Raw genomic sequence first — 25,531 nt, 5'->3', positions numbered from 1 at the left:
TCAATAACAAATATAATTATTAAACCGATAAAAGTGTCTTTCTTTCCGATAAATTGATAATCAAGTCAATAACTCTGCTCGAATAGCCTGTTTCATTATCATACCAGCCAATAATTTTTACCATATTCCCTATAACAGAAGTCATTTGAGAATCGAAGATACAAGAGTGTGGATTACCAACAATGTCTATAGACACAATTGGATCTTCAGTATATTCAAGAATGTTTTTGTATTTATTTTCAGCTGCTTTCTTAAAAGCCGCATTTATGGTTTCTATTGTAGCTGTTTCTTTAACATTAAAAGTAATGTCTGTTAATGAGCCATTAGCAACTGGAACTCTAATGCCACAACCACCAATAACGTTGGCTAATTCTGGGAAAATTTTAGTTAAAGCTTTTGCTGCACCTGTTGTAGTTGGTACTATAGATTGGCCTGCTGCTCTTGCACGACGTAAATCTCGATGCGGTTGATCGTGTAAACTTTGATCTGTAGTATATGAGTGAATAGTGGTAATATAGGCTTGGTTAATACCACAAAGTTTATTAATAATAGCAATCATTGGAGCTGCATTATTTGTGGTACATGAAGCGTTAGAAATTATTGTTTCGGTACCATCTAAAATGTTTTCGTTGGTTCCTAATACAATGGTTTTTATAGTGTCATCTATTGGAGGAACACTTAAAATTACACGTTTAGCGCCATTTTTTAAATGGTATTCTAAATCCTCTGTAGTTTTAAATTTCCCTGTGGCTTCAATAACAAAGTCCGGACTAAAAGGTTTCCAATCTATGTTTTTTGGATGTTTTTGATTTAATAGAATAACTTCATTAGTGTTAACTATAATGCTATTTTCTGTATTAGAAATTTCAGCATTATTAACACCATGAATACTATCGTATTTAAGTAAATGGCTTAACGTTCTGGCATCTGCCAAATCGTTAATAGCAACGACTTTAATATTTTTATGATCTTGTAACAGTCTAAAAACACGACGGCCAATTCGACCAAAACCGTTTATTGTAACTGTAATCATTTAGTTTATGTGTTTTTGAGCTTTGTAAGAAGAGCGCACTAATGCACTACTTTCTACATGACGAAAACCTAAAGCTAATCCAATTTCTTCGTATTCTTTAAACTGTTCAGGCGTAATAAACTCTTTAACCGGTAAATGTTTTTTACTTGGCTGAAGGTATTGCCCAATAGTAACAACATCTACATCGCTATTACGTAAATCGTGTAAAGTTTCTATAACTTCTTCTCGAGTTTCGCCTAAACCTAGCATAATACCAGATTTAGTTCTGCGTTGTCCTTGTTGTTTTAAATATTTTAAAACACCTAAACTACGTTCGTATTTTGCTTGAATTCTAACTTCTCGCGTTAAACGTTTTACTGTTTCTATATTGTGTGATACTACTTCTGGAGCAACATCTATAATTCTATCAATATGTTTTTCTATACCTTGAAAATCTGGAATTAATGTTTCAAGCGTCGTATCAGGATTCATTCTACGAACAGCTTTTACAGTTTCTGCCCACATTATACTTCCCATGTCTTTTAAATCATCACGATCTACACTTGTAAGTACGGCGTGTTTAATTTTCATTATTTTAATTGAACGCGATACTTTTTCTGGTTCGTCCCAGTCTACAGTTTCTGGTCTTCCAGTTTTTACACCACAAAAACCACAAGATCGTGTACAAACATTACCTAATATCATGAAAGTAGCTGTGCCTTCTCCCCAGCATTCACCCATGTTAGGGCAGCTACCAGAGGCGCAAATTGTATTTAACTTGTATTTATCTACTAAACCGCGAAGCTCTGTGTATTTCTTTCCTGTAGGCAGTTTTACACGTAGCCATTTTGGTTTTGGTTGTCTTTCTTTTGTAACTATAGTTGAAGGAGTTTCTGTGCTCATAGGTTTTCTTTCGAGCTACAAAGATACGAAGTATTCTATAAAATAGTAAGTGCTAACTTTATCTATTATCTTTTAATAATTTCTGCTAATAATTTTTTAGCACGAAGCAATTTTACTTTTACATTATTCATTGGTTCGTTAAGCTCTTGGCTAATTTCGGAGTAGCTTAATTCTTGAAAATAACGCAGGTTAATTACATCTTGATAATGTGGTTTTAACTTTTTTATATCTCGAAGTAATTTTGCTAAATTTTGCTCGGTAATTAACTTGTCTTCAGGAGAAGGTGAATCGTCTTGAACACGGTAAATTTTATCGTCTTGATGGTCTGTTATTTTAGAGTAGATAGAGCTTTTCTCTTTTCTAACTAAATCTATGTGTATGTTTTTAGAAATGGTAATAAGCCATGTTTTAAAGGCGTATTTTTCATCAAACTTATCAATTTTATCAAAAGCTTTAGAAAAGGTTTGTATGGTTATATCTTCAGCATCATATTCGTTTGTAACGCGCTTTAACTGAAATCCATAAACATAATCCCAATATTCGTCCAATAAAAAATTGAACGCTTTTTGGTTATTCTGTTTTGCTTTTGCAATAGCTTCTTCTATTTCCAATATTTAGGTTTTGATATAAGATTTGCGATAAATATAGTTAATTGAAAACCAATTAAAAACAGTTCTAGTAAAGGGAGTAGATACAATACATCTATTTCATTTAGTTTTTTTGCTGAAAAGCCAATAGATAGATATTGAATTATTAATCTAAACGCTAATAAGCTTAAAGTAAATTGCCAATAAGATTGATTAATTAACAATATGGTTAATAGTGTCCAAAATAAAATTTGGGAAATATAGAATAAAGCGAGTAAAGCTTTATGTATAAATTTATAGTTATTTGCCGTAGAAATATGGCGACGCTTTTGGCGAAACCATTGATTAAAAGTTGTTTTAGGATTAGAGGTTGTAAAGCTATCTTTTGTATAACAAATAGATGTGTTTTTAGAATTTGCAGCTTCATTAATAAATAAATCGTCGTCTCCAGATCTAATGTCTATGTGTTTTATAAAACCATTTGTTTTAAAAAACTCCTCTCTACTGTATGCTAAATTACGGCCAACACCCATAAATGGTATGCCTAATTTTGCAAACGAAAAATACTGAATTGCTGTTAATAGTGTTTCGTAACGTATTATTTTATTTAGAAATGAGTTTTTAATTTTATTATAAGCTCCATACCCTAAAACTATGGTGTTCTCATTACTAAAATGTGAAGCCATTTCACTAATCCAATGGTTTGAGACAGGTTGGCAATCGGCATCTGTAAACAATAAATGATCATGTTTTGCAGCTTTAATTCCCAGTGTGAGTGCGTATTTTTTGTTTGCCCAAAAGGCTTCGATATTTTTTACATTAACAATTTTTATATTGTCATGCTTTTCGGCAAAACCTTCCATGATTTCTAATGTATCATCAATAGAGGCATCATTTATTAAAACAATTTCAAAATCCTTATAGCTTTGGTTAAGAATAGAAGGGAGAAACTGTTTTAAGTTTTCTGCTTCGTTTTTAGCACATACTAATACCGAAACAGGACTGCTTTTTTGTTTGCTTGTTTTTTCTTCTTTAAAAGAAAAACTACCAAAAAGTACACCATAGTATACCACTTGAATAGATGCTACAACAACAAAGCTGTAGAAAATAACATCAAGTAAAATCATAAAGTTTTATGAGTGTTGTGTTTCGTTGCAGTTATCGAATTGATCTGGAGTTTTACCACAAAAACCGCAAGCATCTCCATTTTTATTAAGCATAGGATTTTGGCTGGCACAAGTGCCTGCAAATTTACCATCTTTTTTTGCCCAAATTTTAATAGCAATTCCTGCAACTGCAATGCCTAATAATGCTAAAGTAAGTAGTAAAAGTTTCACGTTATTTTAATTTTAATAAATAATGTTACAAAGATAATAGTTTTATACCACATAAAAGTATCTTAATAAAACTCGTTTATTTATCTGTATTATTAACCGTTAGTCGTAATTATTTATAAAAACAATCGCTATTTGTCTCAAAGATCTAAAATCAAATACATTGATTGCTATAACTTTAAATTAATTATAATTATGAAAAAACTATTAGCAGAATTTATTGGTACTTTTTGGTTAGTACTAGGTGGTTGTGGAAGCGCAGTATTAGCGGCAGGTGTTGCAGATGTTGGAATAGGATTAGTAGGTGTATCTCTTGCTTTTGGTCTTACGGTACTTACCGGTGCATATGCATTAGGTCATATTTCTGGAGGTCATTTTAATCCGGCTGTTTCTATTGGTTTATTTATGGGTGGCCGATTTGATGGTAAAGATTTGCCAGGATACATTATTGCTCAAGTATTAGGAGGTTTTGCAGGTGCAGCGATATTATATTTAATTGTAAGTAGTTCTGTAGATTTTTCGGGTATTGGCTCTAGTCCAGGTGCTTTTGCAACAAATTTTTATGATGCTAACGTTTATGGTGTTAATTTCGGTTTAGTAGGAGCGTTAATAATTGAGGTAGTTATGACCTTTATGTTTTTAATTGTTATTCTTGGAGCAACTCACAAAAATGCTTCTCCAGGTTTTGGAGGTATGGCTATTGGTTTAGCTTTAACATTAATTCATTTAATTAGTATACCAGTTACAAATACATCTGTTAATCCAGCAAGAAGTACCGCTGTTGCCATATTTGCAGGAGCAAATGCTATGGGACAATTATGGTTGTTTTGGGTAGCTCCAATAGTAGGTGCTGTTTTAGCAGGTATCGTTTATAAATTTATGGCGCCAAATAATAGTAATTAAGCTATATATTGTTCATAAATAAAAAGAGCCTCATAATATTATGAGGCTCTTTTTATTTTAATTATTTGTAAATATTAATCTTCAAGTTTTAATTCTATTTCCGCAACAGGAGTGTCTGCAGAATTGTCATTTCGTTTTATGCCTTTTTGTTCGATTGTAATACTTAAACCTAAAGCATCTTTAGTATAAGGTATTTGCTGTAAGCGTCTATCTCTAACACTTAGGATACCCAAATTAACTTGTTTGTCTTGTAAGTCTGCCCATATTTGATATTCTTGATTATCTGGTAAAGTTGGTAGAGAAACAACATCTATCATGGAGGTTTTTTCTTTAGGGTTTATATAGGCTATAGTTTTTAAGTTTTTAGCACGACGATTCCCATTTAAAATATATTTTTCCGTTTCAGGATTATTTAACTGAGAAAATTGTTCGGCTAAAGCTTCAAGTTTTGAATTATTTTGGTCTATATCGCTTCTTAAATCATATAGTTCATCAACAATTACTTGATTCTCATTTAGTAAGTCTTGATTCTGTAAATAGAAATACATAGAGCTTCCAGCAAATACTAATGCTGCTACGCTTGCTGCAATTCCAAAGTTAAATCTTGATTTTTTTGGTTTTGCTTTTAGAGCAATAACAGGTTTCTCATCTAAAGATTCTAATATAGAACCTAGTAGGTGAGTTGGAGCTTCTTCTGCATTTGCAAAGGCTACTAGCTGTAGTTTGCTTTCAAGAATATTATAGGCTTCCTTAACTTCTGGAAACTTATTTATATAGTTTTCTACCTCAAGACTCTCTTGGGTATTGGTTAGACCTGTTAGATATCTTTCTAACAAATCAGATTTTAAAAATGTGTCTTTATCAACAGTCATCACATTACAATTAAGGGTTGTAAATTTTCTTCAATTCACGTAAACCTATTTTTAATCTAGATTTAATTGTTCCTAACGGAATATTTAGTTCTTCGCTTGCTTCTTGTTGGGTCATGCCTTCAAAAAACAGCGCGCTCAAAACCACCTGATATTTTAATTCTAAACTACTCAAATGCTTTTGTATATCTAGAGTGTCTTGATTTAAACTATTGGTCGTCAGTTTATATACGTTAGAATCTTCAATCTGGACTTCTTTGTTTGTTTTATTATTTAAAGAGCGGACTTTATCTATTGCTGAATTGTAAAAAATACGATATAGCCATGTAAATAGCTTAGCTTTAGAGGCATCGTAAGTTTTGCCTTTTTTCCAAACTTTTATAAAACTTTCTTGTAGTACATCTTGAGCAATATCATCGTCTGAAATTACTTTTTTAACAACACCTAATAGAGCACCAGAGTAGTGCTCGTATAATAGCGAAATGGCCTTTTTATCGCCTTCTTCTAATAATGCTATAATATCTTGTTCAATTGAAGTACTCAAACTATGTTGGTGTCTTTTATTAGTTAGTTTAACTTTACGATTGCAAACTTATTGCTTATAATATATTTACCTCGGCTTCAATCGAGATATTAAAGATACGATAAATTGTTTTTTGAATTAGTTTAGAAAGCTCAAGAATGTCTTTTCCTTTTGCGCCTCCATAATTTACAAGCACAAGCGCTTGGTTTTTATGTACACCATAATTACCAAAAGTTTTGCCTTTAAAACCTGCAGTTTCAATTAACCAACCCGCTGGAATTTTTACCGTATTCTCTGTAACAGGATAGCTAGGTGCTTTAGGGAAATTCTCCTTTAGCTTGTTGAAAACGTCAATAGAAATAACTGGGTTTTTAAAGAAGCTACCACTATTGCCAATTTTTTTGGGATCCGGAAGTTTACTTTGTCTTATCGCTATAACTGCGTTAGAAACATCTTTAATTGTTGGTGCTTTTATTTGCATCTCTTCTAGTTGCGAAATAATAGCACCATAATTAGTATGTAATTGGTGTTCCTTTTTAGTTAGCTTAAAGACAACACTTAGTATTATGTATTTGTTTTTAGCTTCATTTTTAAAAATTGAATTTCTATAACCAAAATTACAGTCTTCATTTTTAAAAATTTCAATTTCTAAAGTATCAAGATTTAGTGCTTCGCAAGACACAAAATGATCTTTTAATTCTACACCATAAGCTCCAATATTTTGTATTGGAGATGTGCCAACATTTCCTGGGATTAAAGACATGTTCTCTAAACCTCCAAAATTATTATCTAAACACCAAAGTACAAACTCGTGCCAGTTTTCTCCTGCACTTGCTTTAATAAATGCATGATTGGTGTCCTCGTTAATAATTGTGGCTCCTTTTAAATTAATATGTATTACTAGTGCATCTACATCTTTAGTTAGAAGTATATTACTGCCTCCACCAAGAATTAATTTATTAGGATAGTCTTTAAGTTGCAAAACAGAAATTAACTCAGGAAAATTATTCACAGAAATAAAATGTCTGGCTTTTGCATCAATACCAAATGTATTATAGTCTTTTAAAGATATGTTGTGTGAAATTCGCACTAGTCTTTATAAATTTTTAATGCTTCTTTAAGAATATTTACAGATTTAATTAAACTTTCTTTATTTAATACATACGCAATTCTAATTTGATTTAAACCAACGCCAGGAGTAGAGTAGAAACCTGCAGCAGGAGCAACCATTATTGTTTCTCCGTCTACATCAAACTCTTCTAAAAGCCATTGTGCAAATTTATCGCTGTTTTTTATAGGTAGCTCTGCTATACAGTAAAAAGCACCTTTTGGATTGCCAACTTTAACGCCTTCTATTTTATTTAATTCTGTAATTAAAGTGTTTCTTCTTTCTACATATTCCTCAATAACATCATCAAAATAACTTTGTGGAGTTTCTAAAGCAGCTTCACTTGCAATTTGTGCTAATGTAGGCGGACTTAATCTTGCTTGAGCAAATTTTAAAGCCGTTTTTATTACTTGTTTGTTTTTTGAAACTAAACAACCAATTCTAGCGCCACACATGCTATAACGTTTAGAAACAGAATCGATTACTATTGCATAATCGTCTAACCCTTCTTCTTGTAAAATAGAATAATGTTTAGCACCATCGTAAGCGAATTCTCTATAAACTTCGTCAGCAATTAAAAACAAATCATGCTTTTTTACAATGTCTGCTAGTTTTTTAATTTCTTCTTTAGAGTATAAATAACCTGTAGGGTTTCCTGGGTTACAAATTAAAATCGCTTTAGTTTTTGGCGTAATTAATTTTTCGAACTCTTCTATAGGAGGTAGTGCAAAATTATTTTCAATTTTAGAAATCACAGGAACAACTTTTACTCCAGATGCTGTTGAAAAACCATTGTAGTTTGCATAAAATGGTTCTGGAATAATAACTTCATCATCGACATCCATAATACTTCCAAAGGCAAATAAAAGTGCTTCACTTCCTCCAGTAGTAACAATAATGTCATCATGTTTTACATTAATATCATTTTTAGCATAATAGTCTGCTATTTTTTGTCTGTAAGTTTCAGAACCTTCAGATCTAGTATAAGCTAAAATCTCTAAAGAGTTGTTTTTTACAGCGTCTAAAGCTATTTGAGGTGTTTTAATATCAGGTTGTCCAATATTTAAATGGTAAATACTTTTCCCTTGTTTAGATGCTTTTTCTGCAAATGGAACAAGCTTTCTTATTGGAGATTCAGGCATTGATAGCCCTTTTTTAGAAATCGATGGCATATGATTGTATTTTAAAAAACAAAGTTGCAAAAAAAAAGTCTAAATTGTGTTATTAAATTTTTTAACTTCCTTTGCTATGAAAATTAATTTATTTTTTATTTTAGTATGGTTACCGCTTTTTTGTTTTACACAAAGCAAATATGTTATAGATAATAAAAGCGGTTTCGATAAAATTAATTTTAAATTAATTAATAATGTAATTGTTATTCCAGTTGAAGTTAATGGTGTAAAACAGTCTTTTCTTTTAGATTCTGGAGTTAGTAAGCCTATTATATTTAATTTTTTAAAAGCTTCAGACTCTCTAGAAATATTAAATGCGGAAACTATTTTTCTTAAAGGGTTAGGTAATAATGCTAAATTACCTGCTTTAAAATCTTCTGGAAACACTTTTAAGATTGGTGATGCAGTAAATAATAATCAAGATTTTTATGTTGTTTTTGATTCTTCAATAAATTTCGCTCCAAAATTAGGAATTCCAATTCATGGGATTATTGGATACGATCTATTTAAGGATTTAGTGGTAGATATTAACTATTCAAAAAAACAAATAAAAATAAGTAATCCAAGTAGTTATAAGTATAAAACATGTAAAAAATGTGAAACTTTTGAACTGGAATTTGTTAATAATAAACCGTATTTAAATGCTTCGGCTATTGTTAAGGATAAAAATATTCCTGTAAAACTATTAATAGACTCCGGTAGTAGTGATGCTTTATGGCTTTTTGAAAATGATAGTTTAGATATAGGAGCTAAAAATAATTATTTCAACGATTTCTTAGGTTATGGATTAAGTGGAAGCGTACATGGTAAGCGCTCTAAGATTGATGGTTTTAAATTAAAATCTTTTACCCTAAATAGACCTTTAGTCGCCTATCCAGATTCTTTATATACATCTTTGTTAAGAGAGATAAAAGGAAGAAGTGGAAGTATTGGTGGTGAAATATTAAAACGTTTTAACATTACCATGGACTATAACAAAGCTCAAGTTGTATTTAAGCGTAACTCTAATTTTAATAAGGAATTTAGCTATAATAAAAGTGGTATTGAAGTCGAAAATGAAGGCGTAAGGCTTTTTACAGAGTACGATAAAAGTAATAATACAAATTATATAACTGACAAAAAAAATGGTTATTCTCTTAATGTTCAAGCTGTATTTGCAAACACAAGAAAATTAGTTGTAAAAAGTGCTTACACTATTGTTTTTGTTAGGGCTAACTCTCCAGGTGCTAAAGCAGGACTCCAAATAGGTGACATAATTATTAGGGTTAATGGAAATGACACGTTAAAATGTAGTTTACAGGAATTAATATATCAATTTTATGGTAAAGAGGGCAACCAAATAAATTTAGTAGTAGACAGATTTGGTCGAAAAATAAAGTTTAAATTTAAACTAGAATCTTTAATAAAATAAAAAAAGCCGAAAACTTAAGTTTTCGGCTTTTAAAATATTTAAGGTTAATGGATTATTTCTCCATTACGCTTTTGTTCTTAGACTTTTCTAATACACTTGTTTTAGAAGGATCAATAACTTCTCCTCTAATTTTTAAAGATACTGTTGGAGTAACTGCATTAGATAAAACAGTAATTGTTTTTCTAATAGGTGCAACACGTTTAGTGTCATATTTTACTTCAATTTCTCCAGTCATTCCTGGCATAATTGGAGCTTTAGGTGCCTTAGGAACAGTACAGCCACAAGTGGAACTTGCTTTAGATACAATTAATGGAGCATCTCCAGTATTTGTAAATACAAAAGTTCTAACGCCATTGGCTCCTTTCTCTACGGTACCGTAATCTATTGTTGTTTCTTTAAATTCAATTTTTGCTACTTTTTCTTGTGCATTAATTGAAAATGTAATCAATCCTACAAATAATAATGTTATTAAATTTTTCATTTTATTTTGATTTTTAATGTTCGTAAATTTAACTACTTTTTATTCCTTCTGCAAAAATATTAGATGTAATACAATCTCGCAAGTACATTCAACACATTTAACTATACATTAATACAGGTTAAAATTTCGCAGAAACAGAAATATAAGTATTTTTGCTAATCAATATTCAAAAACTATTCCAAAGTATGAGCATTCCATCTAAATATGATGCAAAGAACGTAGAAGACAAGTGGTACAGCTACTGGACAGAGCATAATTATTTTCATTCTACACCAGACGAAAGAGAACCTTACACCATTGTAATTCCTCCACCAAACGTCACAGGTGTACTGCACATGGGACATATGCTTAATAACACAATTCAAGATGTGTTAATTCGTCGTGCACGTTTACAAGGTAAAAATGCATGTTGGGTACCAGGAACAGATCATGCTTCTATTGCTACCGAAGCAAAAGTTGTTGCGCGTTTAAAAGAACAAGGTATTGATAAAAACGACTTAACAAGAGATGAGTTTTTAGCACACGCTTGGGAATGGACCGAAGAATATGGTGGTGTAATCTTAGATCAACTTAAAAAATTAGGTTGTTCTTGCGATTGGGAACGCACAAAATTTACAATGGACGACGATATGTCTGAAGCTGTAATTAAGGTTTTTGTCGATTTACACGAAAAAGGATTAATATATAGAGGTTACCGTATGGTAAACTGGGATCCTGAAGCTAAAACAACATTATCTGACGAAGAAGTAATACACGAAGAGCGTCAAGGAAACCTATATTATATAAATTATAAAATTGAAGGAAGCGACGATACTTTAACCATCGCTACTACAAGACCAGAAACTATTTTTGGTGATTCAGCAATATGTATAAATCCAGAAGATGAGCGTTTTACTCATTTAAAAGGTAAGAAAGCAATTGTGCCTATCTGCGGAAGAATTATTCCTATTATAGAGGACGAATACGTAGATTTAGAATTTGGTACAGGTTGTTTAAAAGTAACACCTGCTCACGATGAAAATGATAAAGTTTTAGGAGACAAGCATAAATTAGAGGTTATCGATATTTTTAATGATGATGCTTCTTTAAATAGTTTCGGACTTCAATTTCAAGGTCAAGATCGTTTTGTAGCAAGAAAAAATGTTGCTAAATTATTAGAAGAAACAGGTGTTTTAGTTAAAACTGAAACGCATATTAATAAAGTAGGAACTTCCGAAAGAACAAAAGCAGTTATCGAACCAAGATTAAGCGACCAGTGGTTCTTAAAAATGGAAGAGTTAGTTAAGCCAGCAATAGAAGCTGTTTTAGGTGAAGATGCTGAAATTAAATTATTTCCTAAGAAGTTTGAAAACACATATCGTCACTGGTTAGAGAATATTCGCGATTGGAATATTTCTAGACAGTTACTTTGGGGACAACAAATTCCTGCGTATTTCTATGGAGATGGAAAAGAAGATTTTGTAGTTGCAGAAACTATTGAAGCTGCAGTAGAAAAAGCTCAGAAAGTAACAGGTAAATCAGATTTAAAAGCTGAAGATTTAAAACAAGATACAGATGCTTTAGATACATGGTTCTCTTCTTGGTTATGGCCAATGAGTGTTTTCGACGGTATTAGAAATCCAGAAAACGAAGAAATTAAATATTATTACCCTACTAACGATTTAGTAACTGGTCCAGATATTTTATTCTTCTGGGTAGCACGTATGATAATTGCAGGTTACGAGTATAAAGACGAAAAACCTTTTAACAATGTATACTTAACAGGTTTAGTTCGCGATAAGCAAAGACGTAAAATGTCTAAATCTTTAGGAAACTCTCCTGATGCTTTAAAGCTTATCGAAGAATATAGTGCAGATGGTGTACGTGTTGGTATGTTATTTAGTAGTGCAGCAGGAAACGATTTAATGTTTGACGAAGCACTTTGCCAACAAGGGAAAGGTTTTGGAAACAAGGTTTGGAATGCTTTTAACTTAACAAATTTATGGGAAGTTAACGATACAATACCGCAGCCTAACTCAAGTAAAATTGCTTTAGATTGGTACGAAGCTAAGTTTCAAACCGCTTTAGTAGAAATAGAAGATCACTTTAGTAAATACCGTTTAAGCGATGCTTTAATGTCTATTTATAAATTGATTTATGATGATTTTTGTGGATGGTTATTAGAAATAGTTAAGCCTGCTTATCAACAACCTATTGATGCTAAAACATACAATAGAGTAATGGCGATATTCGAGGAGAACTTGATAATATTACATCCTTTTATGCCATTTTTAACAGAAGACATTTGGCAATATATTGCAGAGCGTACTCCAGAAGAAGCTTTAATTATTGCAAAATGGCCAGAAGCTAAACCAATAAATAAAGAATTAATTTCTCAATTTGAGTTTGCTTCGGAAGTTATTTCAGGAATAAGAACAGTTAGAAAAGAAAAGAATATTGCGTTTAAAGATGCTATAGGTTTTTCTGTAATTAATAACGAAAAGTCTAACACTACTTTTGACGAAGTAATATCTAAATTGGGTAATCTTGAAAGTATAGAGTACGTAAATGAAGCTGTAGATGGTGCATTAACTTTTAGAGTAAAATCTAACGAGTATTTTATACCAATGGATGGTGCTATTGATGTTGAAGCAGAAATTATAAAGTTAACAGAAGAATTAAACTATACTGAAGGTTTCCTTAAATCTGTACAAAAGAAGCTTTCTAACGAACGTTTTGTAGCAGGAGCTCCAGAGCAAGTTGTTGCTTCTGAAAAGAAAAAAGAAGCTGATGCTTTAGCTAAAATTGAAACGGTGAAAACAAGTTTAGCGAGTTTAAAATAGTATTACTAGTTATAGATAATATAGAATAAAAAAGGCTTCCAATTTGGAAGCCTTTTTTTTATACAGTAATTTATTGAATTAACTCAATAAGGTTTTGTATTTATCTTTATAGCCAATTAATGCAACAATGTTTAAAGCTAATAGAGCTAGTGCTGGAGCAATATTTGCAGGGTCTAAAATGGCATGAAATAATACTGCGTTTACAGATACACTCATTAAAATTAAAGCCATTAGTGCTCCAAACTTATTTAAGATTAAGGCTAAACCTGCAGCTATTTCTACTATAGCAACTAAGACCATAGTTTTTGAGTTTACTAATGCGCCAAAATAAGCACCTGCATCTGCACTCATACCTTCTGGAGCAGGTAGGAAGTTTAAAAATTTATTTATTCCGAAAATTAAAACGAAGATTCCAAGTAAAATTCTTAGAATCATAAATACTTTTGAGTTCATAATATTATTTGTTTTTGGTTAGTACTTAAAGTTAAGGATTATATTCTATCTAATTGCTTTCCTTGGTCGTTAACTTATGTTTGAGCTTACATCTATTTGTCATTCCTGCGAAGGCAGGAATCTATAATGCATAACGATAAAATGGATTCCTGCCTTCGCAGGAATGACAAATGTTCATGAGTTATTTTAAAGCTTTCTGTGTTTTCTTTGTGTAAACTCTTTGTTAGCTCTGTGAATCTCAGTGTAACTGAAAGTATGTAATAAGGGTTCCATAGTCTGAGATTCCTTTTTTCAAAGGAATTTTATTCCACAGTAATACGAGTACCTTCACTATGACTGCTAAATTCAGGAGCATACATACTTTGTATTGTTGTAATACCGTTACTCATATTTCCTGCATTACTCACACGTAAATCGTATTCAAAAACATAAATACCTTTAGGTAAATAGTCGAAAAAGAAATTGGTTGAAGCATCTTTTGTTGCTTCATAATAACCTAAACCATCTTGGTATTTGTATTTCGATAATACATTTACAGGTTCTAAACCAGCTGCACGCATATCTTTCATGTGTACAAATTCCATAGCACGATCACTACGTAACTCTATACGAACACGAACTAAATCTCCAACTTCCAGCTTAGTGTCTTTAGTAATATCAGTTATTACTTCACCTTTATCTGTATTTGTTTTTTTGAAGAGTTTCTTCTTCAGTTTTAAAGGTGTTTCGGCTGAGGTAATTTTATCTAAATCCTCAAAATATTGCCAGTATAAACTTCCCCAAGCAATTCCATTTCCTTTTTTAGTAATCTTAACCTCTGCCATTTCTGGTGTAATTTCAGAACCATTCCAAGCTGTTTTATAATAACCAGTTCCAGCTTCTACTTTTACTGCTTCTAATTTTGATGGTTCAATAGGTTGTCCGCCAACAATAACTTCTACCATATCCGTAACACTAAGCCAGTCGCTTCCTTGAAGCAGTAAAGCGTAAACAGCTTCTGTTGTTGCTTTAGTTGTTTTCCAACGGTTGGTTTGCTTATTTTTAAGTAACCAAATTTTAAGCTCGTCTATAGTTTCTAGATTTTTCGCTTCAGTTTGTATAGTAGTTCCAGCTTCAGAAAAGGCTTCAATCATTAATGCTTGCGTTTCAATTGGTGCTTGATACCAATACCAAGAATTTGTGTTTTCTTTCCAATACATGCCTAATGCTTCGCTAGTAACACTTGTTTCTTTTAAAGAGTTTAAAATCTTTTTAGAAGTTACTTCGTCTTTCATTCTATATGTTACTAAAGCCATCATCCCTTTAGCGTATAAAGGTCTTTTTAACCAATAGTTTTTAATTTGAGAATGGTAATAAGCCATAATTTCACTAACTTCTTTACTTGGTTTCTTCTCTGGGAAGAAGCTTCGCATGTATAGATAATGCAATTGTGTGTAACTTAAGCGGTCTGTGTTTAAATCGGCCTCTTTATTGTATTTTCTAATGTCTTTGTATTCTTTAATAAATTCGGCATCTAAATAATTTAGTGCTTTATTAATCATAGATTCTTCGCTATCGCTTTTAACGACATTTAGTTTATCTAAGTGTCCAAAACCTGTAATAATGTGTTGAGTGATATATCTATTAGCACGATAATCTCCAAACCAAGACCATGCACCATTAGACATTTGGTTTTGTTTTAGCTTGTTTTTAGCACGCGCTAATTCGTTATTCATTTTATTTAAATCGAATAACAACGCGATACGTTTTTTTTGTTCGGTTTCACTTTGCGCATCTCTTAACCAAGGTGTTTCCTGAATTAAAATAGATTTCAATTCTTGATTCTTCTCTAAGTTGCTTAATAAAGCATCAGTGTTTTTCCATTGGTTAAATACCTCTTGAATTCTAGGATTTGAGTTTGCAATGTGGCTAGCTAATGCGTTTGCATAAAAACGAGAGAAGGTTTGCTCGTTGCATTCATAAGGATACTCCATTAAATATGGTAATGCTTGTACTGCATACCATGCTGGATTACTAGTCATTTCTAGCGTTAACTTATGGTTTTTAAGTGTTGTTGAGGTATTGTTTTTAAGCTTATCTAAAGTGAATGTTTTAGTTTGGTTACTACGAATCCACATTGGTAAACTCTCTGTCACTAACATTCTGTTGGTTAGCACAGGTAATGCGTTTTGTTCTCCATCGCTATAATTACCAGATTTTGCTATTATTTTATATTGAATGGCTTGTACATTGTCTGTAACATCTAAATCCCAAGTGACGCTTGTATTGCCTTTAGCGTCTACTGTAAAACCTAACTCGTTATTAGCGTTAGACAATTCGTTATCTATAGATTCTCCTGTTAAGGCATTAAACAACTGAAGCACTGCAACACCTTTTAATTCTTTATCTGTTAGATTAGATATTTTAGTCGATATTTTAATTTGATCACCTTGACGTAAAAAACGAGGCACATTAGGTAATACCATTAATTCTTTTTGAGTTACCGTAGTAAGAGATGTGGTTGCATTTTCTAATGTTTTAGTATGTGCAAGCAGTTGTAATTTCCATTTGGTAAGTGCCTCTGGCGTTGTGAAACTGAATGAGACATTTCCGTTTTTATCGGTTTGTAATTGCGGAAAGAAAAATGCTGTTTCTTGAAGGTTTTTACGGATTTTCACTCCAATGAAATCTGTTTTTTTAGGAACATCGTAAATAAACATTTGTGCAGAACTAGCTGAAATTTTATCGTTAGGAACTAATTTAGCTTTATTCAAGTAAAAATAATATTCAGGATCTCCATTATCATCACTATCTTCCATTTTCATTGCAGGAGGAGTCATTTTTCGTTCTTGATTAACTGTTGTTGTTTCATCTTTTTCTCTTTTAATTCCCAAAGCAGTAATTGTAACTTCTTCTAAATTACTTTCACTTGTATGTAAATAAATTTTTAAAGTATTGTCTTTTCCTAATGTAATGGAGGTTTCTTGGCCAACATAGAATATTACTATTTTATCTCCTACTTTAGCTGCAATAGAAAAGTAGCCATCGAAATCTGAAGTTGCTGTTGTTTTTTCTCCTGAAACATATATTTTTGCTCCTGGAAGCGGCAAATTGTCTATGCCAAAAACATATCCTATAATAGTTCCTTTTTTAAGGTCTTTATCATAACTAGTAATAGTCTTTTTTTGTTGTAGTTTCCATAAATATTGTTCGTACATCCATGGGCTGCTTAAATTAAAGCCAAACCAGTTTAATTGGTCGAACTGTTGTGGTTCATAATTAGGGTAGTTCTTAAAAGCCGTATTGCGTTGCACATTAAAATTAGTATTAGAAAAACTCTTGTAAGCATTACGTCTAAAGCTAGAGTAATAAGTATAACGATAAATAGGATTAAAATTCCAGTTATGAGGTTTAAATTCATCTAAAGAAGCATCGTACATACTTGCTAATAGCTCGGCTGCTACTTTATCTCCTTTTGGGCCTTTAATTTTAAATTTCCAAGTCTCGTCTGTTCCAGGTTGAAGCTTGTCTCTAAAGGTTAGCGTTTCAATTTCTAAATCGGTTTTAGGATACGGAACATTTATTTTAACCGTATTAGTATGGAAACTATTAAAAGCAGCAAAACTGTAATGTATTGCAAAGCCACCAAGATCTTTTGGTGTTACAGGAATACGAATAGATTTCTTGTTTTTGTTTAGTTTTACGATGTATGTATTAATAATTTTGTGATCCTTTTCTACGTCTACAGTAACCCAAATATTATCTGCAGCAGTCGCTAATGTTAATTTTACGGTATCACCAGTAGTGTAAGTCTCTTTGTCTGTTGTAATCTGGAATAATTGGTTGTCTGCCAATAGCTGGTCTTTCTCGCTAAACACTCTTGTTTTTGCTTCGTCTTTTACAGCTTGTCCAAATTTATCTTTGGTTTCTAGTAGTATAATGTATTCACCAGAACTCCATTTTTTAATGTTTCCTAAATCTAATGTTTTAGACTTTTCGGTATCGAATTTTTTATCGAAAACAAGTTTTCCTTTTTTCCAGTTTTCAGGTTGGTGTTCGTTTGTATAAGCATCGTGAGGGAAACGTTGTTTAAATTCGGTTTCGGTAAAATTTTGATAATCTGGAGCTAGCCAAGGTCTTGTTCTTAATACATTATCTGGAGCATTAAGCTTATATATTTTAAGTGTGCCTTTTGCAGGAACAAACTCACCGTTTAGATTACGTGTATCGATTGCTATTTTATGATCTTTACTTGTTTTGTCTAAACTGTTTCCAATAGCAATAGTTGCCGTTAAAGCATGATAACCAACATTAACAATTGTAGATGTGCTTCTGGTTTCTCCATTAATGTCTGTAACATCTGCGGTAATTTCGTAGTTAAAAATAGGCAAGCTTGTTTTGTCTGCAGTTTCATCTGGAATGGCTTTAAAAGTAATCTCGTAATTACCAGCAGCATCTGTAGTGGTTTCGCCTTGTGTAATTTCTTGTCCTTGATTTGAAGAGTTGTTAGGTTGTCTCCAATAGTACCAACGCGGATATTGCACATTACGTTTTACACGGTAAACTACCTTTGCATCGCTAATAGTCGATCCTGCAAAAGCTAAAGCTTCTCCTGTAATGTTTACGCTATCGTTAACCTTTATGGTTTCGGTAATAGGTTTAAAATTGGTTTCGAATTTAGGACGTTTATATTCTTCAACTTGAATACTAGTATAACCACTATGTGAGTTGTTACCTTGTAAACGAACAGTAAAATTACCTGTTAATCCGCCATCTGGTAAAATAAACTCACCGGCAACAGAACCATAATCGTTAGTTTTTAATTCGAGTTCTTTTACCGTTTCGCCATTAACATTAAAAAGGATGGCTTTTATTTTTTTGTTTGCAATAACTTGAGACTTGTTGTCTTCGGTTTTTATTGTAATACCTTTAAAAAAGACTGTTTGTCCTGGTCTGTAAATACTTCTATCTGTAAAAACAAAAGTATTATACCTTGGTTTATCATCTCTATTTCTATCTCTATAATAACTATTTATGTAAATGTTTTGATAATATGCAATATCACCAGTTTTTTCAATTTTTATATTGGCATTATTTCTTCTTTTTCTAGATTTAGTAATGGTTAGTTTACCTTTAGAATCGGTTGTTGTATTAACGGTTTCAACTTTTTCATTTCCATACGTGTATTCAATAGTTACTTTTGCATTCGCAATTGGTTCACCATTATTTCTATCAATAAATTGCAGGTATTTTTTCTCTGAATCGTCATGTTCCAACATTGCAATGTTGGTAAACTGAACCAACGTATATGCAGTAAAGTTTTCTTTTAAAGCTGAAGTGTTAGCGGTTATTAGATAACGACCGTTATCCAGTTTAGGCATCAGGATTTCGGTAGTATGAATTTGGTAATCTTTGTCGTTTTTAAGTGATGCATCCCAGTTTTTAGATGGATCAAGGTTCTTAATAAAGGCATCTCGCTCGTCTTTTTTATAAATTTTTGCAAAGGCGTTATATTGTTTTTCTGAAAGTTTATAAGCCGTAAGATTAACAGCATTTAATTCTTTGTAAGTAACTAAAAGTCTCGCTTCTTTTTGAATAGGAAGTGTTGCCTCTGTCATTATTTGTAAATTCGGGTTCTCCATGTGTTGCTTTAACACGCTACACTGTTCTGCACCTTTACTTTTTGGAAATTTGGAAATAGCAGCATCGCAAATGGCAATGGCTTCTTTAATTTTCCATCGCGGCTCTGGGTTTGCTTCTGCATCGTAAGATGTGCCTTGGGTATTATAAATTGAGGCTAACTGAAAACTGTATAAAGCAGAGACCTCGTGCGCTTTATGTTTTTCAATTTCTGCTTTAAGGGCGTCAATATAAACGGCTTCTTTATTACTAAAAGTAGCGTATTGTTTTACAAAATTTAAACGTTCGATATTGGCATCGGCTAAAGCGTAAGGTTCTTTGTCTTTTAAATGAAATTTGATAAGCTCTTGATATAGTTTTAACGCATTCAACTCTAAGGAAGATGTGTCTTTAGATACGATTCTTAAATTCGCATATTTATATGAAGCCGATAAATATTCTTCATCATCAATAATAAATTTATATGCAGGTTTTGTGATTCGGCTTTCTTTATGTTTATAGAAAATAAGCGCATTGTGTGCTAAAAAATCAAATAGCGTTGGTCTGTAAATTTTAGAACCTTCATTTTTATTTAGTAAAACATCAAAATCTTTTAAATCGGTTTGCTGTAAAATCAATCCGTTGTCTAAAGAATTTTTATAGTGTAAATGGACTTCTTCAAAAAGTGTTTCTAAATCCCAAGTTCTAAAATCTTCATTATCTGCTTTTTCATTCGTTTTTGTACGGTTGTAGAATTTATATCTGTTTTGCTGAAAATATTGCCAGTATAAAGTTGCCAAAATATTCTCTAACACATTTTTAGTTGGTGCGTTAGTTTTATTTATTTCAGTTTTAAAAGCATTAATAATACTAAGCTGCGCATCTTCTTCCAGCGTAAGCATAAACTTGCTTTTAAACAGCATTATTTTAATAAGTTGAGGTGAATTGTTTTCGGCTTTAGCCTTAGCTTTAATTTTCTCTAAAGCTTTTAATGCAGATTTTGGCAAACCTTCAATTTCAAAATTCTCAACGTCTGTCCATAAATTGGAATAATTATTGGTTTGAGAAAAAGAAGTATTGGCAAAAAGGATAATCATTAATATGGAAACTAATTTGTTCATTTTGTACATTTTTAAGGCAATATAATTACGAAGTCTCATTAAGAAAACACTAAATGTGTGACATAGACGTTTCAATGAGTAAACTAAGCGTTATTAAAAGTAAAGCTTTTATTTTCGTTGAGGAAATCAAAAACAATACCAATAGATTATTATTTTAGCGCTAACTTATAAATTATGAAAAACATCTTGCTAGTATTATTCTTTCTGCCTCTAATTTTATTAGGGCAAACTTCTGTTTCTGAAGCAGAAGTAATGATGAATAATAAGCAATTTATCAAAGCCGAAAAAAGTTTAATTTCTTATTTAGAAACAAATCCTAATGATATTAAGGCAACCGAATTACTAGGTGATGCTTACGGACATCAAGAAAAATGGGACAATGCTATTGTGTATTATAAAAAGTTAGTTGAAACAAAACCAAACGAGGCTAATTATCATTATAAATATGGTGGTGCTTTAGGCATGAAAGCCTTAACAATTAGTAAAATAAAGGCATTAGGAATTATAGGCGATGTTAAAGGTGCTTTTTTAAAAGCTGCAGAACTAGATCCTAAACATATAGATACACGTTGGGCATTAGTAGAGTTATACATGCAATTGCCAGGTATTATTGGAGGTAGTAAAAGCAAAAGTTTTAAGTATGCCAATGAGTTAGAAAACCTATCTAAAGTAGATGGTTATTTGGCCAAAGGTTATATTTATGAATACGATAACGAACCAGAATTAGCCGAAAAATTTTATAAGAAAGCCATTGAGGAAGGTGGCTCTATTACTTGTTACGATAAGCTAACAAAGCTTTACGAAAAAGAAGGGAAATCTACTGAGGCAATAAGCAACATTGAAGCAGCACATTTAAAGCACAAACGCAATGCGATGCATTACCAAATTGGGAAGGTGTGTGCAGATTATAATGTGCAGTTAGAAAAAGGTGAGTTTTGCCTTAAAGTTTATATCAAGAATTATAGTGCTAAAGATGGTGTGCCGAAAGCTTGGGCATATTACAGATTAGCACAAATTTATAAGCATAAAAAGAATAAAGAACAAGCTACAGTTTGGATAGATAAAGCTATAGTTAGTTTGCCTAAAATTGAAGTTTTTAAGGCGTTTAAGGAAGAGATTGAGAGTTTATAGGCTTTGTTCTGTCATTTAGAACGCAGGGAAGAATCTTGTTTTTTAGATGGTTGAAGATTCTTCAGTCATTCTTCCTTCTAAATGACAGGTGGCATGAGGGTTTGTTTTTATAACACTTAGTTTTGCTGAAGTTAAGCAGAGATTCACAGAGTACTTTTTGTAGTCTTTGTTTTGTCATTCAGAGCGCAGCGAAGAATCTTGTTTTTAGGTGATTAAAGATTCTTCAGTCATTCTTCCTTCTGAATGACAAGTGGCATGAGAGTTTGTTTTTATAACACTTATTTTCGTTGAGGTTACGTTGAGATTTATAGAGTACTTTTGTATAATGCTTGTCATTCAGAGAGCAGCGAAGAATCTCTTTGTTTAGGTGATTAAAGATTCTTAAGTCGCTCCTCCTTCTGAATGACAAGTAACATGGAATGCATATTTTTATTTCATATATAAAACAACTATAAAATTCACTTCAAAATTCAGCTATCAATTACTATCTTTGAATACTTCAAAATAAGAACATGAACGTACATTTTATAGCCATTGGCGGTAGTGCAATGCACAACCTAGCACTAGCATTACATAACAAAGGATACCAAGTAACAGGAAGTGACGATACTATTTTCGAGCCTTCTAAATCGCGATTAGAAACTAAAGGTTTATTGCCTGAAGCTTTTGGATGGTTTCCAGAAAAAATAACATCTAATTTAGATGCTATTGTTTTAGGAATGCATGCTAAAAAGGATAATCCAGAGTTGCTAAAAGCACAAGAACTTGGACTAAAAATATACAGTTACCCAGAGTTTTTATACGAGCAGTCTAAACATAAAACCAGAGTAGTAATTGGTGGAAGTCATGGTAAAACAACTATTACTTCTATGATTTTGCATGTTATGCATTATCATGATCGCGATGTTGATTATATGGTTGGTGCACAACTGGAAGGTTTTGATGTTATGGTGAAACTAACAGAAGAGAACGATTTTATTGTTCTTGAAGGAGACGAGTACTTAAGTTCTCCAATAGATAGACGACCAAAATTTCATTTATACAAACCAAATATTGCTTTGTTAAGCGGAATAGCTTGGGATCATATTAATGTGTTTCCAACGTACGAAAACTATGTAGAGCAGTTTAGTATTTTTGTAGATTCGATAGTGCAAGGCGGAAGCATTAATTATAACGAAGAAGATGCTGAGGTTAAAAGAGTAGTGGAAGCTAGCGAAAACCAAATTAGAAAAATTGCTTACCAAACTCCAGAATATACTGTAGAAAACGGAGAAACATTATTAGAAACACCAGAAGGTCCTTTGCCAATAGAGGTTTTTGGGAAGCATAATTTAAACAATCTTGCAGGAGCAAAATGGATTTGCCAACACATGGGAATTGATGAGGACGATTTTTACGAAGCAATCTCCACTTTTAAAGGTGCAAGTAAACGTTTAGAGAAAATAGCAGAAAGCAAAAACAGTGTTGCTTACAAAGATTTTGCACACTCACCAAGTAAAGTAGAAGCGACTACAAATGCTGTTAAAGAGCAGTACGCAAACCGTACGTTAGTTGCTTGTCTAGAATTACATACTTATAGTAGTTTAAATGCTGAGTTTTTAAAAGAATACAAAGGCGCACTTGATGCTGCCGATGTTGCCGTTGTTTTTTATTCTCCTCATGCAGTAGAAATTAAAAAGCTTGAAGAAGTTACAAAAGAACAAATAGCTAGTGCTTTCGAGCGCAACGATTTAATTATCTATACTAATCCAGAGGAATTTAAAGACTTTTTATTCTCTCAGAATTTTGAAGATAAAGCATTATTATTAATGAGTTCTGGTAATTATGGTGGATTGGATTTTGAGGCTTTGCAGGCGGTTATTGGGTAGTTTTTGAAGCTTTTGTTTAACGGTTTTGTGTATGGTTAGTTGCTTTTTTTAGTACAGAGTTTCCCAAATAAAAATTGGTCTTGAAAAATTTAGCAGTATTTTACAAATAAGCAAAGATCAAGTCGTAAGTCATATAACGTTTTTAAATGAGATTATTAGTCGAAAGGTTCATCGTAAACATGTTTAACAATTCCTTCCGTGATTACAATTTCATTTCCGTCTATTATTGCATGTCCTGAAAAAGAAGCGCTAAAACACGAATTTGTATTAACTATAACTTTACTTTCAAATTCACCTTCAACAAAATCACCTTCTGTAGAAGTTGCATTTTGAACTCTAAAATAATTAAATCCCTCAATGATGTTAGTGCCTGTTTTTTTATATGGCAGTTCTATGGTTACTGCATATGAGTCTTGCTGTGGTTGAAAAACACCTGTAAATAGCCACAAACTTAAAGTGTGACCTGAGCCATCGTTATCTAAATCAATTCCTCTTCCATTAATTTCAAATTGTTTTAATTCTCCATTAATTTTCATTGAAGCAATTTCAGTTTGAGGACAAGTTTGTATAGCATCATTATCATCATCATCTGAACAAGAGTTAAGTAACAGAAAACTAATAAGGATTATTAATAAATATCGATTTTTTTTCATTTGTATAATTTTTTGTAAAGATAAAATCGTTTCAATGTTTTATATGATAAGTTAAACGAAGTCAGGCTTTTTTTTTGACAAAGTCAAGTTGAGAAAATCACTCAAAGACTCCATCCAAAAACACCTTAAGACTCTCTTGGTTAGCGCGAACTAATTCGGCTCTCGCACTTTTAATATCTTTTGGGTGTTTGTCTTGTGAGAGTTTAAATTTACCTTCCCAAGACTCAATTTCAATCTCAAACATTTTTATATAGTTAAGGTTAGCATCTAATCTTGGATTATCTGCACCTAAAACATATTTATGGTCGGGCGCTTCTAGAAACTCGGTCATATCTATAAGCGATTCTTTTAAATTTTCTGTGCTTTCTATAGCATTTACTTTTCCTTTTAGGTGTACGCGAATATAGTTCCAGGTTGGTAATTGTGTTGTGCTGTAAATACTTGGAGAAATATAACATTGCGGACCGTAAAACAATATTGTTACATCGTTATTGCCTTTTAGTAATTCGGTTTGTGGATTGTAAATATCTATGTGCCCTACCAATTTATCATTCTTTAAAATTAATGGTAAATGTGTAATTATAGGCTCATTGTCTTTTACAGAAACAAGCGTTGCTAATGGATAGGTTTTAATGACATTAATAATATGATTTCTATCGTTGTCTTGGTGATGTTTTGGTGGATATTTCAAACTCAAAATTTATTGTATAATAAACTGAAATTTACAACAATTAAACGAACTTATAAATTAATAGTGCTGAGGTGAAAGTGCTTCATTATAAAGTCGTTAAAAATATGTAGATTTACTAAATGACAGAAAAATTAGCTTCATTCTCCATAAAAAACTGGTCTCAAGACGATCAGCCTAGAGAAAAACTAAGAGATAAAGGTAAAGCAACTTTAAGCGATGCCGAGTTGGTTGCCATATTAATAGGTTCTGGAAATAGAGAGGAAAGTGCCGTTGGTTTATGCAAACGTATTCTAGCAAGCGCAGATAATAACCTAAGCGAACTTGGTAAACTATCCATAAAACAACTTATGGAATTTAAAGGTATTGGCGAAGCAAAAGCCATTTCTATTGTAGCTGCTTTAGAGTTGGGAAGACGTAGAAGAGGAGGTGAGGCTTTAGAGCGTAAAAAGATAACTTCTAGCAAATCTGTATTCGAACTTATGCAGCCTTTAATTGGAGAGCTGCCACACGAAGAATTTTGGATAGTGTATTTAAACAATTCTAATAAAGTTATTCAAAAAAATCAATTAAGTAAAGGTGGTATTACTGGTACTTTGGTAGATGTGCGGTTGGCACTTAAAATAGCTTTAGAAGTTGGAGCTATTGGTATTATATTAGCGCATAACCATCCCTCAGGAACCTTAAAACCAAGTCAAGCCGACAAAGACCTTACTTTAAAGTTAAAAACAGCAGGCCAAAGTTTAGATATTAAAGTGCTCGATCATTTAATTATTACAGAAAGCGCTTATTTTAGCTTTGCTGATGAAGGTATTCTTTAGAATCCTAAATTCTTATTAATATTACTTAAACAATTATAGTTTTACAGCAATTGCGGTTGGAATTTGGTATTTT

General features: G+C 32.0%; 20 protein-coding genes. 6 read left to right on the top strand and 14 right to left on the bottom strand.

Translation table 11 applies throughout. From position 1 onward, the window contains the following. Window positions 1–19: 19 nt before the first annotated feature. The 5 genes from gap to Q0935_RS13570 form a co-directional block, all read right to left on the bottom strand. Window positions 20–1,033, bottom strand: a complete 1,014-nt coding sequence (gene gap, locus Q0935_RS13590) for a type I glyceraldehyde-3-phosphate dehydrogenase (protein WP_299387186.1) — start codon at window positions 1,031–1,033, stop codon at window positions 20–22. After that, window positions 1,034–1,915, bottom strand: a complete 882-nt coding sequence (lipA, locus tag Q0935_RS13585) for a lipoyl synthase (protein ID WP_299387182.1) — start codon at window positions 1,913–1,915, stop codon at window positions 1,034–1,036. Window positions 1,916–1,980: 65 nt separating this feature from the next. Then, window positions 1,981–2,526, bottom strand: a complete 546-nt coding sequence (locus Q0935_RS13580; RefSeq protein ID WP_299253991.1) for a sigma-70 family RNA polymerase sigma factor — start codon at window positions 2,524–2,526, stop codon at window positions 1,981–1,983. Beyond that, window positions 2,517–3,629 (bottom strand): glycosyltransferase, encoded by a 1,113-nt coding sequence (locus Q0935_RS13575; protein WP_299387178.1) that lies wholly within the window; start codon window positions 3,627–3,629, stop codon window positions 2,517–2,519. The genes Q0935_RS13580 and Q0935_RS13575 overlap by 10 nt, the downstream gene beginning before the upstream one ends. A gap of 6 nt (window positions 3,630–3,635) precedes the next feature. Next, window positions 3,636–3,839, bottom strand: coding sequence for a membrane or secreted protein (locus Q0935_RS13570; protein WP_299387174.1), 204 nt, complete (start codon window positions 3,837–3,839; stop codon window positions 3,636–3,638). A gap of 192 nt (window positions 3,840–4,031) precedes the next feature. Between Q0935_RS13570 and aqpZ the strand changes: the two genes are divergently transcribed. Then, the gene (gene aqpZ, locus Q0935_RS13565; protein ID WP_299253999.1) at window positions 4,032–4,739 is read left to right on the top strand and encodes an aquaporin Z; all 708 of its coding nucleotides are present in this window, start codon (window positions 4,032–4,034) and stop codon (window positions 4,737–4,739) included. 74 nt (window positions 4,740–4,813) lie between these two features. Here aqpZ and Q0935_RS13560 read toward each other — a convergent pair whose 3' ends face one another. From Q0935_RS13560 to Q0935_RS13545, 4 genes are read right to left on the bottom strand one after another with little or no spacing between them, the layout of a single operon-like run. Next, on the bottom strand, window positions 4,814–5,611 hold the full coding sequence (locus tag Q0935_RS13560) for an anti-sigma factor (protein WP_299387170.1): 798 nt from the start codon (window positions 5,609–5,611) through the stop codon (window positions 4,814–4,816). Window positions 5,612–5,621: 10 nt separating this feature from the next. Next, entirely contained in the window at window positions 5,622–6,152 is a 531-nt protein-coding gene (locus Q0935_RS13555) for a sigma-70 family RNA polymerase sigma factor (protein ID WP_299254005.1), read from the bottom strand. A gap of 55 nt (window positions 6,153–6,207) precedes the next feature. Then, a complete protein-coding gene (gene murB, locus Q0935_RS13550; RefSeq protein WP_299387162.1) occupies window positions 6,208–7,221 on the bottom strand; it encodes a UDP-N-acetylmuramate dehydrogenase in 1,014 nt (337 codons plus the stop codon). Next, the gene (locus Q0935_RS13545) at window positions 7,221–8,411 is read right to left on the bottom strand and encodes a pyridoxal phosphate-dependent aminotransferase (RefSeq protein ID WP_299254011.1); all 1,191 of its coding nucleotides are present in this window, start codon (window positions 8,409–8,411) and stop codon (window positions 7,221–7,223) included. The genes murB and Q0935_RS13545 overlap by 1 nt, the downstream gene beginning before the upstream one ends. A 76-nt stretch (window positions 8,412–8,487) precedes the next feature. Here Q0935_RS13545 and Q0935_RS13540 point away from each other — a divergent pair, with 76 nt between their 5' ends. Then, window positions 8,488–9,822 carry an aspartyl protease family protein gene (locus Q0935_RS13540; protein WP_299387158.1) on the top strand — a complete coding sequence of 445 codons (1,335 nt, stop codon included), beginning with the start codon at window positions 8,488–8,490 and terminating at the stop codon, window positions 9,820–9,822. A gap of 52 nt (window positions 9,823–9,874) precedes the next feature. Here the strand turns inward: Q0935_RS13540 and Q0935_RS13535 are convergent, their stop codons facing one another. Beyond that, window positions 9,875–10,303 (bottom strand): DUF1573 domain-containing protein, encoded by a 429-nt coding sequence (locus tag Q0935_RS13535; protein WP_299254017.1) that lies wholly within the window; start codon window positions 10,301–10,303, stop codon window positions 9,875–9,877. 185 nt (window positions 10,304–10,488) lie between these two features. Here Q0935_RS13535 and Q0935_RS13530 point away from each other — a divergent pair, with 185 nt between their 5' ends. Further along, on the top strand, window positions 10,489–13,125 hold the full coding sequence (locus tag Q0935_RS13530) for a valine--tRNA ligase (protein ID WP_299387153.1): 2,637 nt from the start codon (window positions 10,489–10,491) through the stop codon (window positions 13,123–13,125). A 78-nt stretch (window positions 13,126–13,203) separates the two neighbouring features. On the opposite strand, the gene Q0935_RS13525 is transcribed toward Q0935_RS13530, so the two are convergent. Both Q0935_RS13525 and Q0935_RS13520 read right to left on the bottom strand, forming a co-directional pair. Continuing rightward, on the bottom strand, window positions 13,204–13,578 hold the full coding sequence (locus tag Q0935_RS13525) for a DoxX family membrane protein (RefSeq protein WP_299387148.1): 375 nt from the start codon (window positions 13,576–13,578) through the stop codon (window positions 13,204–13,206). Between the two features lie 302 nt (window positions 13,579–13,880). After that, on the bottom strand, window positions 13,881–20,297 hold the full coding sequence (locus Q0935_RS13520; RefSeq protein ID WP_299387143.1) for an alpha-2-macroglobulin: 6,417 nt from the start codon (window positions 20,295–20,297) through the stop codon (window positions 13,881–13,883). A gap of 174 nt (window positions 20,298–20,471) precedes the next feature. On the opposite strand from Q0935_RS13520, the gene Q0935_RS13515 reads away from it, so the two are divergent. Both Q0935_RS13515 and murC read left to right on the top strand, forming a co-directional pair. Then, window positions 20,472–21,428, top strand: a complete 957-nt coding sequence (locus Q0935_RS13515) for a hypothetical protein (protein WP_299387140.1) — start codon at window positions 20,472–20,474, stop codon at window positions 21,426–21,428. A gap of 512 nt (window positions 21,429–21,940) precedes the next feature. Further along, window positions 21,941–23,296 (top strand): Mur ligase domain-containing protein, encoded by a 1,356-nt coding sequence (murC, locus tag Q0935_RS13510; RefSeq protein WP_299387137.1) that lies wholly within the window; start codon window positions 21,941–21,943, stop codon window positions 23,294–23,296. Between the two features lie 155 nt (window positions 23,297–23,451). On the opposite strand, the gene Q0935_RS13505 is transcribed toward murC, so the two are convergent. Beyond that, window positions 23,452–23,949 carry a hypothetical protein gene (locus Q0935_RS13505; protein ID WP_299387133.1) on the bottom strand — a complete coding sequence of 166 codons (498 nt, stop codon included), beginning with the start codon at window positions 23,947–23,949 and terminating at the stop codon, window positions 23,452–23,454. A 97-nt stretch (window positions 23,950–24,046) separates the two neighbouring features. Beyond that, window positions 24,047–24,640 (bottom strand): FMN-binding negative transcriptional regulator, encoded by a 594-nt coding sequence (locus Q0935_RS13500; protein ID WP_299387129.1) that lies wholly within the window; start codon window positions 24,638–24,640, stop codon window positions 24,047–24,049. A 119-nt stretch (window positions 24,641–24,759) separates the two neighbouring features. On the opposite strand from Q0935_RS13500, the gene radC reads away from it, so the two are divergent. Beyond that, the gene (gene radC, locus Q0935_RS13495) at window positions 24,760–25,458 is read left to right on the top strand and encodes a DNA repair protein RadC (RefSeq protein ID WP_299387126.1); all 699 of its coding nucleotides are present in this window, start codon (window positions 24,760–24,762) and stop codon (window positions 25,456–25,458) included. Window positions 25,459–25,531: the final 73 nt, after the last annotated feature.

This window comes from uncultured Lacinutrix sp., from assembly GCF_947500605.1.
Taxonomy (GTDB): Bacteria; Bacteroidota; Bacteroidia; order Flavobacteriales; family Flavobacteriaceae; genus Lacinutrix.
The sequence above is the reverse complement of the archived record's forward strand: the minus strand, read 5'-3'. Positions and strand labels throughout refer to the sequence as shown.

Coding starts and splice junctions, on each gene's coding strand:
- Q0935_RS13515 (WP_299387140.1), top strand. CDS start 20,472: ATGAAAAACATCTTGCTAGTATTATTCTTTCTGCCTCTAATTTTATTA.
- Q0935_RS13520 (WP_299387143.1), bottom strand. CDS start 20,297: ATGAACAAATTAGTTTCCATATTAATGATTATCCTTTTTGCCAATACT.
- aqpZ (WP_299253999.1), top strand. CDS start 4,032: ATGAAAAAACTATTAGCAGAATTTATTGGTACTTTTTGGTTAGTACTA.
- gap (WP_299387186.1), bottom strand. CDS start 1,033: ATGATTACAGTTACAATAAACGGTTTTGGTCGAATTGGCCGTCGTGTT.
- Q0935_RS13530 (WP_299387153.1), top strand. CDS start 10,489: ATGAGCATTCCATCTAAATATGATGCAAAGAACGTAGAAGACAAGTGG.
- lipA (WP_299387182.1), bottom strand. CDS start 1,915: ATGAGCACAGAAACTCCTTCAACTATAGTTACAAAAGAAAGACAACCA.
- murC (WP_299387137.1), top strand. CDS start 21,941: ATGAACGTACATTTTATAGCCATTGGCGGTAGTGCAATGCACAACCTA.
- radC (WP_299387126.1), top strand. CDS start 24,760: ATGACAGAAAAATTAGCTTCATTCTCCATAAAAAACTGGTCTCAAGAC.
- Q0935_RS13560 (WP_299387170.1), bottom strand. CDS start 5,611: ATGACTGTTGATAAAGACACATTTTTAAAATCTGATTTGTTAGAAAGA.
- Q0935_RS13540 (WP_299387158.1), top strand. CDS start 8,488: ATGAAAATTAATTTATTTTTTATTTTAGTATGGTTACCGCTTTTTTGT.
- Q0935_RS13575 (WP_299387178.1), bottom strand. CDS start 3,629: ATGATTTTACTTGATGTTATTTTCTACAGCTTTGTTGTTGTAGCATCT.
- Q0935_RS13505 (WP_299387133.1), bottom strand. CDS start 23,949: ATGAAAAAAAATCGATATTTATTAATAATCCTTATTAGTTTTCTGTTA.
- Q0935_RS13545 (WP_299254011.1), bottom strand. CDS start 8,411: ATGCCATCGATTTCTAAAAAAGGGCTATCAATGCCTGAATCTCCAATA.
- Q0935_RS13535 (WP_299254017.1), bottom strand. CDS start 10,303: ATGAAAAATTTAATAACATTATTATTTGTAGGATTGATTACATTTTCA.
- Q0935_RS13525 (WP_299387148.1), bottom strand. CDS start 13,578: ATGAACTCAAAAGTATTTATGATTCTAAGAATTTTACTTGGAATCTTC.